The organism is Paenibacillus sp. sgz302115 (assembly GCF_056120445.1).
Genome location: NZ_JBVYOK010000002.1, coordinates 16,941 through 31,096, shown reverse-complemented (window position 1 = coordinate 31,096; position 14,156 = coordinate 16,941). Strand labels below are relative to the sequence as shown.

Here is a 14,156-nt window from a genome sequence, read left to right as displayed (position 1 = left end):
CTCAGCCAAGCAGTTCCTGTTTCCTTTTAAGCAAATACGTCCATACGTCCAGATCTATATCCTCATCAGAAGTAACGAGTTCCCCGGAATCACTCTTTTGCTTGAATTGCTCAATCGGGCCATATTTTTCTTCGTAAGTACTAAGTTTGCCGGTTATGAAGCGCAGTTCATCTTCAGATTCCGTCTCCGCGGCAGCTTGCATACGTGCCTGATAGGACTTCACAGCCTCACTAATACGTACAGTCTCACCACTCGGATACTCCAGAATCGCGGTGGCAGGAATATCCACATGTTTTCCCGGTTCTGGTCGAGTGACACCGGCGAACCGTCCCTGTGCAATCCAACGGGAAATCGTCTGGTGGGACACCCCAAGCATACGAGCCACTTCTCTGGTCGGGTAATGCTTGGCCCTGAGGGGCTCTGCCTGTAAGGAACGCTGAACCTGGGTGAGAAAATATACAATTTCCCGTTGCGCGGCCGCAAATTTCTCGTGATCAAGAAACTCATCATCGGATAACCGATGAATCAACATACCGGAAGCCTCTACAGCATCACATAACATTTTGTAAGTAATAATATTCTCTCGCAATTGACGTGAGGAAAAGATATTGCTTGCATAGGTTTCTTGACGCTCTCGTACTTCCAAGATATCAGTTATAGCCATATTCATCACCTCTTACCTCCATATTACCATGAAATACGAAATAGGAGCAGAAAAGTTCTCATGAAATCAACATAAAATCAACACATGCTTATAGATTATGCAAAATTCATTTATTTTAAACCATAAAAGAAATAGACCGCCATCTCATGCACAATGGATGCGGTCTACTATGTCACGAATTCTTTTTTTACATAACAGACAACCTTACTGCGGAAGCAGCATCGTGAACAGCAGTGCGGCCAGCTCCTGCTTGTTCAACGCCCGCTGGGAGCCGTAATCGAACTTGCCGTCCGCTTCGGTAACTTCAGGCCCATGCAGCTTCCACGCCACTGCAGAACTGACAGCATCGACTGCCCACTTTGACGTGCCTGGAGCCAGCGCTGCTGTAGCATCCGGCTGCCGAATTCCCGTTGCAGTCAGCAGGCGGTAACAGATCGCAGCGGCTTCCTCGCGGAAAATCGGCCGGTCCGGTTCAAACAAGCCGTTCCCCGTCCCCTCCAGCAAGCCGGACTCTATCGCAGCCTGGATATCTTTTCGATACAGAGAATGTTCAGTGTCCTTGAATACGGACGGGTTAGAGGAGGCGGGAATGCTCCAGATCGCGTTGAACGCATGAATGAACGCTCCCCGGGTAACGGTTTGCAGCGGCTGAAACGGCTGTGACAGATCCTCTGTCAAATAACCGAGTGATTTCAGACTAAGAATATAGCTCGCGTATGGATGATCTGCACCGACGTCCGGGAATACGGGCAAATGCTCCGGTATTTTCGCCGCATAGCTGTATAGATTGGTGTATTTCAAATAAGTAATGCGGCCGTCTGCATCCGCCTCAAATGCAAGCGGATTACCCTCCTTATCCATGAATAACAGATCGTCGATCTGCTGAAGCTGATGGCTGCCGAAAGCATCGCTCACCTTCAGTATTCCATCCCCCACCACTTCGACCCTGGTCAATAATTTGATCCGTAAATCGGAGTACAACCCTGCGAATTTGGCAAGTTTGTCTGCGGACTGCGCCTTGTAGCCCTTCGTTTTATAAGCCGGCTTGCCGCCTGCATAATAATGTTCCATAAAAGCGGTGAACAGGTCGTTCCGCAAATCCTGATTTGTATTGTAAGTAACGAAGACACCTGTTTTCCGGTCAGGCAGCAGCCACAGCAGCGAACTATAGCCCTGAATGTCGCCGCCTTTGGAGATCACATGTTCACCGTTCGTTTTGGACGGAAGCACAGGCCCTTCAAAGCCGTAGGTCGTATCCGGAAAATCGGGATGGATGGCTATCTTGTAGGCCGACATCGCCTTTACCGACGCAGGAGATAGGATCACCGTACCGGCAGCCGCCCGTCCCCCGTTCAGGAAAGCTTTCATAAACAGCGCCATATCGGAGGCTGTCGAGATCATGCTGCCCTCCGGCCATTCGCTTGGCGAAAATCCGTACACTGGAATAGCACTTCCCGATGCGTCGTATGAAGGTACGAGCCGCCGGGTCAATTCCTTTGTCATGCCAAAGCTGCTTGACTTCATGCCTAGTGGGCCAAAGAGATGTTTTTGCATATAGCTCCCGAAGGATTCTCCGCTTACCTGCTGGACAATATACCCTTGCAGCCGCGAAGCAAAATTGTCGTACATATAGGCCGTTCCCGGCTTGCGGATTACCGGAGGGAACACCTCGAAGATGCTTTGTTTTAACGTGACCGGCTGCTGGGACGGGTCCATCAGATAGCTGGCATCCGAAGGTTCGCGCACTTCAAATCCGGTCGTGTGTGTTAACAGATTCTCGATTGTTACAGGCGTATCGAAGGGATTGGTTACTTTGTAGCCATCCAGGTATTTTTCGATATTATCCTGAAGGGACAGCTTCCCTTGATCGACAAGCTGCATAATAGCAGCAGCCGTGAATACTTTGGAGACGGAGCCGACCCGAAAGATATCCTTCACTCCGTCCTCCGCCCGCTTCGAGGCTGGGTTCGTACTACCATAGCTTTTGGATAAAAGCATTTTGCTGTCCTGTACGACGGATACCGAAATAGCCCCGGCCTTCTCCTTAATGGTATCCTGAGCAAAAAACGCATCGAAAAACTTCTCGACCTCCTTGGCATCCCGCGGTCCGCTCGTATAAGGTCCCAAGGCGTCACTGCCGGAAATGGCATGCTGCTGGACAGAGACCGGCGCGGCCGGTTCAGGCTGCCGGGCAGCCGCACCTGCTTCTCCGGCAAATGTCGTCAGCAGCACAGCGGTTAGAATGCCGCACATGCGGCGGTTACGCCTTTTCTTGTTCAAGTACAATCCTCTCCCACTCTCAAATTTAGGGCTAACCTGTTCTGAACGAACAGGCCGGTCCACCAAACTAATTGTATGGCTCCATAGCCAGTACTGTCGTTTGATTCAGATGACAAGCAGGAGTGTAATGTGACATTGTTGTCACGCCCTGGATGAAAATGTGCTGTAAATGTATGCTTGCGTACGAATTTGCTATAATAACAGAATCAAGCTGCCATTTTTTCACGTAAGGGAAAGGAGAAATGACCATGAATACGAAACAATTGGATCGGATTCACACGGGAAGGGGCTTCATTGCGGCTTTGGATCAAAGCGGGGGAAGCACTCCAAAAGCTCTGCTGCAATATGGCATTCAGGAAGACCGCTATACCAATGAGGAAGAGATGTTTGAATTGGTGCACGAGATGAGAACGCGTATTATTAAGAGTCCTGCGTTTGATTCCAAGTACATTTTGGGCGCCATTCTTTTTGAGAACACGATGGATCGTTCCATTGACGGTCAATTTACCGCCGATTACCTTTGGGAACAGAAGGGTATTGTCCCTTTTTTAAAAGTCGATCAGGGGCTGGCCGAACTCGAAAACGGGGTTCAGCTCATGAAGCCCATCCCCGGTCTGGATGATCTGCTGGGGCGGGCGGTTCAGAAACATATCTTCGGGACTAAGATGCGCTCGCTGATTAAGGAAGCGGACCCTGCGGGTATAAAGCAAGTCGTCGAGCAGCAGTTTGCCGTAGCCAAGCAAATTGCCGCGTATGGCCTGGTCCCGATCATCGAACCGGAGGTTGATATCCACAGCGCGGATAAGGCCCAATCGGAACAGCTTTTAAAAGATGAGCTTGCCACGCAATTATCCGCCCTGGGCAAAGATGTAAAGGTCATGCTTAAGCTGTCCATACCAACAGAAGACAATTTCTACAGCGATTTAATCAAAGATCCGCACGTGGTAAGGGTTGTGGCTTTGTCAGGCGGCTATACCCAAGCAGAAGCCAATGCCAAGCTGGCACAGAACCACGGGCTAATCGCCAGCTTCTCCCGCGCTTTATCACAGGGGCTCAGCGACCAGCAAACCGAAGATGAATTCAACGCCATGCTCGCACAATCCACCCAAAATATCTACGAAGCTTCCATTACCTAAGGGAAGATTACCGAACGACCCCCGGGCTTTTTAAGTCCGAGGGTTGTTCTTTTCTCTTAAGCTTTCTCCAGAAACACATTCTTGGCAACCTGCAGCGCAGAAGCGGTACGGGGCCAACCCGCGTAAAATGCAAGGTGAGTCATCACCTCTGCCAGTTCTTGTTCTGTCAGACCATTTTCTTGGGCCAAACGGATGTGAAAGGGCAACTGGTCAGCAAGTCCACCGGCGACAAGCGCGGATATTGTAATCAAGCTGCGTTCACGAAGCGAAAGGTTCTCACTTCTCCACACATCCCCGAACAATACATCCTCTGTGTAACGGACAAACGAAGGGGCGGTATCTCCAAAAGCTTGGCGGGCGTTTGAGGCAATTTCACGGTGCTGCAATCTGCCCCACCTCCACATTAGCTGTTTGTTCAATCATCTGAGCCATGCCGTTTCCAAAGCTCCAATCCGCGAATTCTGTATCCACCAGCACAACAAAAACATCTTCCTTTCTAACTCCAACCGTACTTGATAACTCTTCAGCTACCTTTCTATAAAAGCCTCGCTTCTGTTCAGTGGTTCTTCCCGATTTGAGCGTGATTTGAATATAGAGCAATTGATCCGTTCGACTAATATCCAAGTAATTTGGACTATAAAAAAATTCGCTTGCGGTGTGGGCATGGAACACTTGAAAAAAATCTTCATCCGGTACATGGAAGTACTCCATTAGAGCGTTCATAATTGCACGGCTAATGACGGGTAGCTGCCCGGCGTCGTATTTATTTTCCATATAACTTACTCTGACAAATGGCATGATTGCATCACTCCTTCAGTTGATGTCCTAATTGTACTTCTCCCCAGTCAATCTGTATAATTGAATAAAATGATTATAAAATTCAATTTCATAGATGGAGATGTCACTGGCAATGGATTTAAAGGAACTGACTACATTTCAGACCATTATTCAAGAAGGCAACTTTACCCGGGCAGCCGCTAAATTGAACTACGCACAGTCAACCATCACCAACCAAATTCAGCGGTTCGAGAAAGAACTGGGTATCCAGCTATTTAAGCGGGGATGGGATGCGGAGCTGACCGCCTCCGGACGTATTTTTGCCACAGAAATCGACAATCTTATCCGGCACTGGAGCTACGTTTCTGAACAAGCCAAAGCTCTGCAGCAAGAGGAGATTGGCACGCTGAATATTGGAAGCCTGGAATTATTGGCAGATGATGTATTGCCCAATTCATTGATGCGATTTCGGGAGCAAAAGCCCAATGTCACCTGTCACTTTACGATCGGCAACACAGACTCCCTGTCCCAACTGCTGCTTAAGCAACAATTGGATTTTGCAATATGCGGAGAACCTGCCGAACCCCCTCCTTTTCACTTCGAACCGTTATATGAGGAGACGATTTCATTTATCGTTGCAGGTACTCATCCCTTGGCAAATTGCAGCGGAATCACTTTTGATAAGCTCTTAAATTACCCAATGTTCGTAGGCGGAAATACCTGCTTATATTATTTGCATATTGCCAAGCAGTTTGCCCGTTACACTGAAACACCTCATCTGTATACCGTAAGCCAAATCTCTTCCATTCCTAAGTTCGTCCAGCGCATCCCTTCGGTAGGAGCCGTTCTGAATTCCACACCTTTACCACCGGAGGTGGTCCGAATACCTGTTGAATTAACAGGCTCCACCATCCCTGTCGGTCTCTTGCAATTGCGTAACTTCGAATATATGTCATCTTCCCGGAAACTTCTAATGCAGCATGTTCGAGAGGCAACTATACAGAAAAGGAGTTCAAAATCATGAAAGTAAACCTGAATTGGGTTACGCTCAGAGTGCGCGAGCTGGAGGCTTCCCTTAATTTTTATCACAGCACTCTGGGGCTTCCGATTGACCGCAGATTTGAGAGCGGAGGCAGACAGATTGCCATGTTAGGCAAGGAAGGGCAGCCCAAGATTGAGCTTATTCAGGGAAGCGGTCAAATCCTGAAGCCGGAATGCGGCGTTTCCATCGGGTTCGAGGTGGAATCGCTGGATGAGGCCATAGAGAATTTGACAAGCCAGGGCATCCTGATAACGCGCGGACCCATCACGCCGAATCCCCATCTGCGGTACTTTTATGTACTGGACCCGGACGGCTTCGAGGTACAGTTAGCGGAGCACAGCTAGGCAAGAGTGAATCACCCTAGAAAAGAAATAGACCGCCCTTGATCACTAAGGATGCGGTCTATTTCCTTTCTTCAAAAAATCTTCTCTCCCAAGATTCCCCATATTCTGCTATGCTAATAAAAATCACAAAGACGAATAAGCAGGAGGCGCAAGCAGAATGATGGATGCATTTCAATATGAGCTAACTTCAGAGACTGCTATCAATCTGAAATATGAATATGGAGGTGAATTCTTCACGTTCAACCTGTACCGGGATGACAGGGGATGGGTTCTTCACCCTTTTGATGGCATGCTGCTGAGAGATCAGACGATGTGCGCTCTTGTCGTACAAGAGCTGTTCAAACACAAGCCTTTTCAGGTAATGCTGGCGAAAGAAGGTATTATCTTATCTAATATACGTTCTACCGTTGACCTCGATAATGTTAACACTCCGATTGCCGCACGCAATGAGCGGGAGTCACACGACAACCCGGCAGATGATTTGATGGAATTTGTCCAGCAGCACACGGTTGAAGAGGTCATTGATTACGAGTGCGGGCTTATCGGAAGCCGCATTTCATTTTATAAGGAAATCCTGCAGCGTATGTTCATGGACAATCTGGGTCCCTCAGATCCGGAGTTCCAAAAGGTGCAGGATATTGTGCGTATTTACGAACAAGCCTTGGACAAGCTATCCGGTCTGAACGGTCCAAATCTCGACGCCGGAAGACGCGGCAGATGGTAACCTGCTCCAGGTATTGATCCAGCTCTACTATTCTTTTGAAAGGCTGATTCTAATGACAATTGATCTGATTAAGGGACAAAAATGCAATTTAACGAAAGACGAGCCTCATCTTACCCGTATTATAGTAGGAATGGGCTGGCATAATACCCGATCTGAGGTTGAGGTTGATTTTTCGGCTTTTTTGCTTACGCCGGCCCAGACTGTCACTAAAGATGAGGACCTTATTTTTTATGGCAACCCTTCTACTGCGAATCAATCTGTAGCTGTACTATCCGATAAAAGAGCCTACTCGGGGTTAACCGACAACACACAAATCGCTGTCGAGCTCCGGCAAATCCCTGCAGACTACGAACGGATTGCATTTGCGCTAACGATTTATGAGGCTGAAAAACGGCTACAAAACTTCTCGCTGCTGGACGATGCGTATTTACGGATTATCAACGCTGTTGATGGAACGGAGCTTATCCGCTACAGGCTGGGTAAAGCTTTTTCTGTAGAGACCGCCGTAGTCGCCGGGGAAATCTATAGATACAATAATGAATGGAAATTCAGCGCTGTGGGTTCCGGATATGCTGGAGGCTTAGCCGCCTTATGCGAAAGCTATGGAATAAAGGTTACTGACATACTGCCGTCAGTTCAACCTGCAAGCCCAGTAATTCAATCGAAGCAATCACCCTTTCCTCTCCCGGAGCTAAGGTCACGGCCTAAGGCGGACAATTTGCCCCCCTCTTCACCAGCATCACCTCCAGCCCCTCCTCTAAATCTCAATACCATCCTGCTTAAGAACCACGGGGAGATAATCAAACTCCGGAAAGGGACTGATTCCCTGGGTGAGATACAGATCAACCTCAACTGGTATCAAAAAAAATCATCGGGCTGGTTCGGTAGTAAAGGCGTCGACCTTGATCTTGGTTGTCTGTTTGAATTAAAAAATGGCATTAAGGGCTCTGTCCAAGCACTCGGCGAATCCTTCGGAAGCTTGAATAGACCGCCTTACATCTCTCTTGACGGGGATGACCGCACCGGCTCCATAGCCACGGGCGAGAATCTGCGGATTAATGGCCATTATCTTTCCGAAATCAGCAGAATTGTTATCTTTGCTTTTATCTATGAGGGAATCACAAACTGGTCGGAGGCTGACGCTGTTGTAACCATCAAGCAGCAGGGCGGACCGGAGATTGAGGTCCGGCTGGATGAGCATAACAACAATAAGGGCATGTGTGCCATCGCCATGATTCGCAATCAGAATGATGAGACACTCAGCGTAGAGAGACTCGTAGAATATTTCAGCGGGCACCAGGAATTGGATCAGTATTATAACTGGAATCTAAGATGGGAAGCCGGCAGCAAATAAACAAACGCAGCACACTACTCGGGCAAGTTTGGTTATAAATCAAACTTGCCATTGTAACATCCAATGTCTGGAAATATACTTAAAGGTAGTTGTACTGGCAGCAACTGCCTTGCAAGCACCCGTATAGGCGAGTCATTTTGAGAGCGCTTTTATTGAGTGGTTATCCTTGCATGGCACAGATATTTCTAAGGAGGCTTATATGTTATGCTGCATACTCAAGGCGTTACCGACTGTTCACCGGCAGAGGTAGGCTATGACAGTTCAAGAATCGAGGTTTTGAATGCCCATTTCCAGAAGCTGATCGAAGAAAAAAAGATCCAGGCCGCATCTTACTGCGTTTCAAGGTATGGAAAGACTTTTATGCATGGTGCCATTGGACCACTTTCTTTCCGGGAAGACAGAACAGAGCCGCTTTTACCAACAACCATTCATTATATCGCGTCCATCACCAAAGTCGTTACCTCAGTAGCGATGGCCAAACTTGTTCAGGACGGTATTCTCCGGTTTGACACCCCTGTCGGCACCATACTGGAGCCGTTTAATGTGGACCCATTTGATAAAATCGACATTTACAGCCTTCTGACCCATACCTCGGGCATGTTTCCCGACTGTGCAGATCTCACAAATCCCTATCATAAGTCTTATTGGCAGATCATTGATGAGTATTTTGAAAGATATAACCCTGAGGGCGGTGAGGCGGACTGGATCAAAGCTGCGCTGAGCGGCGGGGTTAACAAAAAATTAGGTGAAGAATGGCAATACTGCTCGTTTGGCTTCTGTCTGCTCGGAGAAATCATTAAAAAAGTAACTGGCGTAACCGCTGAGCAGTACATAGAAGAGCAACTTTTGAAGCCTCTGGGCATGAAGGACACAGCTTTTGATCTGACGCCCGAATTAGCCAGACGCACCATTATAAGAAACGAAAGACACGAAAAGCGCCTGAACGATATCATCAATGGCAGTCAGCCGGAAGTCTCGCAGATGGAGAAGCTATGGAATACGGTTTCCAGAACCGGAGGGGGTCTCGCCTCTACACCGTCCGACCTCATCCGATTCGCCAACATGCTCCTGGGCATGGGAACGCTGGGCGATACCCGTGTTCTTGGCCGCAAAACGACCGAGAAAATCACGACCCGCACCCTGTACGGGATTCCCGATCACTGCTGGGGAGCCGATAACAGCGACCGGAGCTACGGAATAGGACTCGATATGAGAAGAGGCTCCGGATTCCTTTACTCCCCAACTACCTATGGTCATGAAGGCGCGGGAGCCTGCTCCATGGTCATTGACCCTACGGAACAGCTCGCTGCCGTATGGTTTGTACCTTTTGTAGGTGATAATTGGTACGCTGAAGGGTTGTTTAATGTGACCAACATCATTTGGTCAGGACTCACCTGATGAACGGGGTTAGACACAAATGGCTTGTCTGCCGGACGGTGGCGGACGTGACCTACAAAGAGTGGAGCGCCTACCGCACCCATTCCATGGTGTCCATCATCGTCGGTCCTGTATATTTTATGGTTCAATATTTTATCTGGACGGCGGTATATGGAGAGCACTCTTCGCTCGGCGGTATTGAGCTTCCTCAGATAATCCGGTACTTCGGCGCTACCGCGCTAATCGGTTACCTGGTCATGGATTTTGCCGATTGGAACTTGTCCATGCTTGTACGCACCGGTAAATTTCTTACCTTTCATTTGCGCCCGATCCATCACCGTTCTTTTGCATTGTTTCAGAAAATCGGACACCGGTCTCTGGGCTTCCTGTTCGAATTTTTGCCCTGCCTTTTGATCTTCATTTTTATTTTTAGAGTCGATATGCGGCCGGCAAGCCTTCCATGGACGTTTCTGTCGGTAGTGCTTACCTTTCTGATGGTGTTTTATGTGAACTACATGATTGGCCTGACTTCATTTTGGCTTGTCCAGTCAGATGGAATACGAAGCGCTTTTATGCTGGTGTCGGGTATTTTTTCGGGTGCGCTTATTCCGCTTGACTTTTTTCCGCACTGGCTTCAGGTAATCCAGTTCTTCCTGCCGTTTCAGTACATGGCCTACATGCCTGCAATGGTTTTTACCGGCCATTACTCACTTGGAGGCATTGAGCTTTCCACTCAGCAAGCTGTGGGCCTACAGGCGGTGGCCTTATTGGTTACATTCGGATTCAACGAGCTTATCCGCCGTCTGGCCATGAAGCAGTTTACCGCTGTCGGCGCGTGAATGACCCCATGAAAGGACAGTTCTTTACATGAAACGGTATCTGGATATTTACAGGCAGTGCATGTATTCCGCTTTCCAGTCGGCTGCAGCCTATCGTATGAATTTCATCACCAGCAGTCTGATCACGCTGATCGGCAACATTCTGTTTCCGCTGGTGACCCTGCTTATTTACCGGGCGGGCACCAGCTTTCCCGGTTGGAGCCTGTTTGAGGTGTTGTTGATCCAATCTGTATTCACCATGTCCAGCGGCCTTTCGAGCCTTATTTTCGGCGGCGTTCTCTGGACCACCATGTCGCATGTACGTGAGGGAAGCTTCGAGGTTATTCTTATGAAACCGCTGAATCCGCTGTTTTTTATTATTGCCACCACATTTTCTACCGATAGTATTGGCCTGTTTCTGGGCGGTGTTTCGCTATTCATATTCTCCGCTATGCATGTAGGCGCCATTCCGGTCTTTTCCTGGCTCCAATTTGCCGGGATGTTTATCGCAGGGACGGCGGTCCTGGCAGGATTATCTCTAATGATGGCCGCTATGTCCTTCAAATGGGTAGGCAACTCAAGAATTTCCGAGCTTGCTGACAGTGTGCTTCACATCGGAAAATATCCGCTGCCCATATTTCCTAAGGCTGTACAGGCTTTGGCCACGATGATAATTCCTGTGGGAATGGTAGGCTTCTTCCCTGCTTCCGCTCTTCTCGGCCGGGTGCACGCCAGCGATTTCGCTGCTGTACTGCCCTGCTTTTTATTTCTGGCAGCGGGAGTATGGGTATACCGGCATATGATCAGATTGTACGAGGGGGTTGGCGGATAATGCCGGTTATTGATGTGAAGCATTTGACCAAAACGTATAAAACCTATAAGCGGGGCGCAGGTATGGGGCAGACCATTAAGAGCTTCTTCCAGCGCGAAGAAGTCATGGTCCACGCCGTCAACGATATCAGCTTTGCCATTGGGCAAGGGGAAATCTGCGGTATTCTGGGTCCCAATGGGGCAGGGAAATCAACGGCGATCAAAATGCTCTGCGGCGCGCTGTATCCCACAAGCGGAGAAATTCAAGTTCTCGGTTATTCGCCTGCCCGGGACAGGAAGCGCTATGTCGGCAAGATCGGAGCCGTATTCGGCCAGAAATCCCAATTGATCTGGGATATTCCGCCTATCGACAGCTTCAACATGAACAAGGCAATCTACGGAATCGCCAATCAGGACTTTAAAAGACGGCTGGAAGAGCTGACGGAGCTGCTGGACATTGCGCATGTGATCGAAAAACCCACACGAGTGCTGTCCCTTGGCGAACGCATGAAATGCGAATTCGTGATGGCTATGCTGCACCGGCCGGACGTATTGTTTCTGGATGAGCCGACTATCGGGCTTGATGTGATCGCCAAGGTCAAAATCCGCGAATTCATTCACCAGATGAACAAGAAGCAGAATATGACCTGTATTCTGACCACCCATGATCTTGAGGATGTGGAGGAGCTTGCGCACCGGGTCATTGTCATTAACCACGGGGACAAGGTTTTTGACGATTCGCTTCAGCGGCTGAAGGTTTTTCTGGGAGAGGAGAAACGGGTCAGTTTTACTTTTGCGGAGTCTGTGCACAAAACCAGCTTCGACAATGCCTACACCAAGGTAATCGAGCGGCAGTCTGACTTGCAAATTACACTTGAAGTGGATACAGCACATATTTCCATCAGCGATTTTATCGAAGACATCTCCAGGAAACACCGGTTCACCGACATTTCGGTCAAGGAGCTGCCGATCCAGCAGGTGGTTATGAATATTTACGAAAATACGGAAGGTGCGTCCGGATAGCGGTTTGATTCCGGCCGGATCGTATTACTTTACTGAGAAGAGAGAGGGCATCCCTGCCGTCTCTCTTCTTCTGTGATGTACCTCTTTGTGACTGGCTTCGATCCGTTTTCCCCCAATTTCTAAACACATATCCTTCATATATGACAAGAGATGTCGTCATTACAATCTATAATGGAGTTGTATTCAACAAAGGAGGTATAAACGAAATGTCGGATTTACAAGGAAAAATTGCTTTAGTTGCTGGGGCTACAAGGGGAGCCGGCCGAGGTATCGCCGTCGAGTTAGGAGCATCTGGCGCGACGGTTTATGTGACAGGAAGATCGACTCTAGCCCAACGTTCCGAATACGATCGTCCTGAAACAATAGAAGAAACCGCTGAGCTTGTCACCAGGGCTGGCGGTCACGGAATCCCGGTTCAAGTCGATCATTTGGACCCTGTCCAGGTAGAGAAATTGGTGAATCGTATTGAGCAAGAGCAAGGCCGGCTTGACATTCTTGTGAATGATATATGGGGAGCTGAAAAGATGATTGAATGGAATGTCCCTCTGTGGAAACATTCACTTGAAAATGGTCTGCATATGTTACGGCTCGCTATAGATACACATGGGCTCTTGCTCAGGAGATTCAAGCTTATGGATGTACAGCGGTGGCGCTCACGCCAGGCTGGATTCGTTCGGAAATGATGCTCGAACATTATGGAGTACATGAAGAAAATTGGCAAGATGCTGCGGCTAAGGAACCTCATTTCATCATCTCGGAATCCCCGCGTTATGTAGGCCGGGCCGTTGCTGCCCTTGCTCAAGATCCCGAACTATCACGATGGAATGGACAATCCCTGTCAAGCGGTGAGCTTGCGCAAATTTACAGGTTTACGGATCTCGACAGCTCGCAACCGGATTGCTGGCGTTACACGGTCGAGGTCATAGATGCCGGTAAACCGGCGAATGTTGAAGGATATCGATAAATACGATTGTTACGGACCGTGAAGCCCTTATTTCCTTCTAAAACGCTGTTCCGTCTATCCTACGGACTCAGATGCAGTTATTTGCTGATTTTCGTGTGAAAGATTACCTGACAGCAGGGGATAAGCGCGATACAGTCCGTTAGCCTTCCTAAATATGCCAATCAGAGAGAAATAAGGTCTGTGGGGTCCGTAACAGTAACCAGCAGGAATTCAGGGAGCAATGGTTAGTCTGAAGCAGGGATTTGCGGGTTGCACGTTGGTTGCTGCGGGTCTGGGTTTGAGCGTTAGCATTCCACCACTTTGTTATAGGCACAAACCGGTTCTGCAATCCCTCTCTCCGCTCCACGAAACAACAAAAAAACGGCATCTCTGCCGTTTCTTCTGTGATGGACTCTCAGGGACTCGAACCCTGGACCAATTGATTAAGAGTCAACTGCTCTACCAACTGAGCTAAGAGTCCATATGACGTCTGGTGGAGCCAAGGGGGATCGAACCCCTGACCTCATCGCTGCCAGCGATGCGCTCTCCCAGCTGAGCTATGGCCCCGTGGCGCTTATCACGTTCTATCAATTTCTCAAGCACAAGATAGATCATATCATGAACTCGTAAGATCTGTCAACCATCCAATAATTTTTTTATTCAATCGTCTGCGTATTTTTCATATTGTGTCCTCTTTGCTTCCTCAGGCGACCTTGGGTCCGGCCTTATATTGGCTTATCTGGACCGGACCTCACGGGCACACCGATTTCGAACACAACAATCCCGGCAACAAGACCGGAAAACAGCAGGACAGAAATCAAGACATGCAACAGCGATTTTTTGAGACTCCCTTTCTGCCAATCC

13 protein-coding genes, 2 tRNA genes and 1 pseudogene are annotated in these 14,156 nt (G+C 48.7%); 10 read left to right on the top strand and 6 right to left on the bottom strand.

All coding sequences use genetic code 11. The annotated features are described in order from the left end of the window. Window position 1 precedes the first annotated feature (1 nt). Both AC0LWN_RS05665 and AC0LWN_RS05660 read right to left on the bottom strand, forming a co-directional pair. Window positions 2-670 carry a helix-turn-helix domain-containing protein gene (locus AC0LWN_RS05665; RefSeq protein ID WP_474663621.1) on the bottom strand — a complete coding sequence of 223 codons (669 nt, stop codon included), beginning with the start codon at window positions 668-670 and terminating at the stop codon, window positions 2-4. 198 nt (window positions 671-868) lie between these two features. Further along, a complete protein-coding gene (locus AC0LWN_RS05660; RefSeq protein WP_474663620.1) occupies window positions 869-2,944 on the bottom strand; it encodes a serine hydrolase domain-containing protein in 2,076 nt (691 codons plus the stop codon). A gap of 248 nt (window positions 2,945-3,192) precedes the next feature. Here AC0LWN_RS05660 and AC0LWN_RS05655 point away from each other — a divergent pair, with 248 nt between their 5' ends. After that, on the top strand, window positions 3,193-4,080 hold the full coding sequence (locus tag AC0LWN_RS05655; protein WP_474663619.1) for a fructose bisphosphate aldolase: 888 nt from the start codon (window positions 3,193-3,195) through the stop codon (window positions 4,078-4,080). A gap of 56 nt (window positions 4,081-4,136) precedes the next feature. Here the strand turns inward: AC0LWN_RS05655 and AC0LWN_RS05650 are convergent, their stop codons facing one another. Then, window positions 4,137-4,466, bottom strand: coding sequence for a carboxymuconolactone decarboxylase family protein (locus tag AC0LWN_RS05650; RefSeq protein ID WP_474663618.1), 330 nt, complete (start codon window positions 4,464-4,466; stop codon window positions 4,137-4,139). After that, a complete protein-coding gene (locus AC0LWN_RS05645) occupies window positions 4,453-4,878 on the bottom strand; it encodes a tautomerase family protein (RefSeq protein WP_474663617.1) in 426 nt (141 codons plus the stop codon). Before AC0LWN_RS05645 ends, AC0LWN_RS05650 begins: the two co-directional genes overlap by 14 nt. Window positions 4,879-4,990: 112 nt before the next feature. Here AC0LWN_RS05645 and AC0LWN_RS05640 point away from each other — a divergent pair, with 112 nt between their 5' ends. The 9 genes and pseudogenes from AC0LWN_RS05640 (at window position 4,991) to AC0LWN_RS05600 (ending at window position 13,313) form a co-directional block, all read left to right on the top strand. After that, the gene (locus AC0LWN_RS05640) at window positions 4,991-5,881 is read left to right on the top strand and encodes a LysR family transcriptional regulator (protein WP_474663616.1); all 891 of its coding nucleotides are present in this window, start codon (window positions 4,991-4,993) and stop codon (window positions 5,879-5,881) included. Beyond that, entirely contained in the window at window positions 5,878-6,243 is a 366-nt protein-coding gene (locus tag AC0LWN_RS05635) for a VOC family protein (RefSeq protein WP_474663615.1), read from the top strand. Before AC0LWN_RS05640 ends, AC0LWN_RS05635 begins: the two co-directional genes overlap by 4 nt. Before the next feature lie 157 nt (window positions 6,244-6,400). Next, entirely contained in the window at window positions 6,401-6,967 is a 567-nt protein-coding gene (locus AC0LWN_RS05630) for a hypothetical protein (RefSeq protein WP_474663614.1), read from the top strand. A 52-nt stretch (window positions 6,968-7,019) separates the two neighbouring features. Then, window positions 7,020-8,321, top strand: coding sequence for a TerD family protein (locus AC0LWN_RS05625; RefSeq protein ID WP_474663613.1), 1,302 nt, complete (start codon window positions 7,020-7,022; stop codon window positions 8,319-8,321). Window positions 8,322-8,525: 204 nt separating this feature from the next. Beyond that, entirely contained in the window at window positions 8,526-9,719 is a 1,194-nt protein-coding gene (locus tag AC0LWN_RS05620; protein ID WP_474663612.1) for a serine hydrolase domain-containing protein, read from the top strand. Then, window positions 9,719-10,537, top strand: coding sequence for an ABC transporter permease (locus AC0LWN_RS05615; protein WP_474663611.1), 819 nt, complete (start codon window positions 9,719-9,721; stop codon window positions 10,535-10,537). Before AC0LWN_RS05620 ends, AC0LWN_RS05615 begins: the two co-directional genes overlap by 1 nt. Before the next feature lie 28 nt (window positions 10,538-10,565). Further along, a complete protein-coding gene (locus AC0LWN_RS05610) occupies window positions 10,566-11,348 on the top strand; it encodes an ABC transporter permease (RefSeq protein WP_458963025.1) in 783 nt (260 codons plus the stop codon). Then, a complete protein-coding gene (locus AC0LWN_RS05605) occupies window positions 11,348-12,349 on the top strand; it encodes an ABC transporter ATP-binding protein (RefSeq protein WP_474663610.1) in 1,002 nt (333 codons plus the stop codon). The genes AC0LWN_RS05610 and AC0LWN_RS05605 overlap by 1 nt, the downstream gene beginning before the upstream one ends. 206 nt (window positions 12,350-12,555) lie before the next feature. Then, window positions 12,556-13,313: pseudogene (locus AC0LWN_RS05600) on the top strand (SDR family NAD(P)-dependent oxidoreductase). 387 nt (window positions 13,314-13,700) lie between these two features. On the opposite strand, the gene AC0LWN_RS05595 reads toward AC0LWN_RS05600, so the two are convergent. Together AC0LWN_RS05595 and AC0LWN_RS05590 are read right to left on the bottom strand one after the other, a co-directional pair. Beyond that, a tRNA-Lys gene (locus tag AC0LWN_RS05595) sits at window positions 13,701-13,773 on the bottom strand. A gap of 10 nt (window positions 13,774-13,783) precedes the next feature. After that, window positions 13,784-13,859: transfer RNA gene (locus tag AC0LWN_RS05590), tRNA-Ala, on the bottom strand. Between the last annotated feature and the right edge of the window lie 297 nt (window positions 13,860-14,156).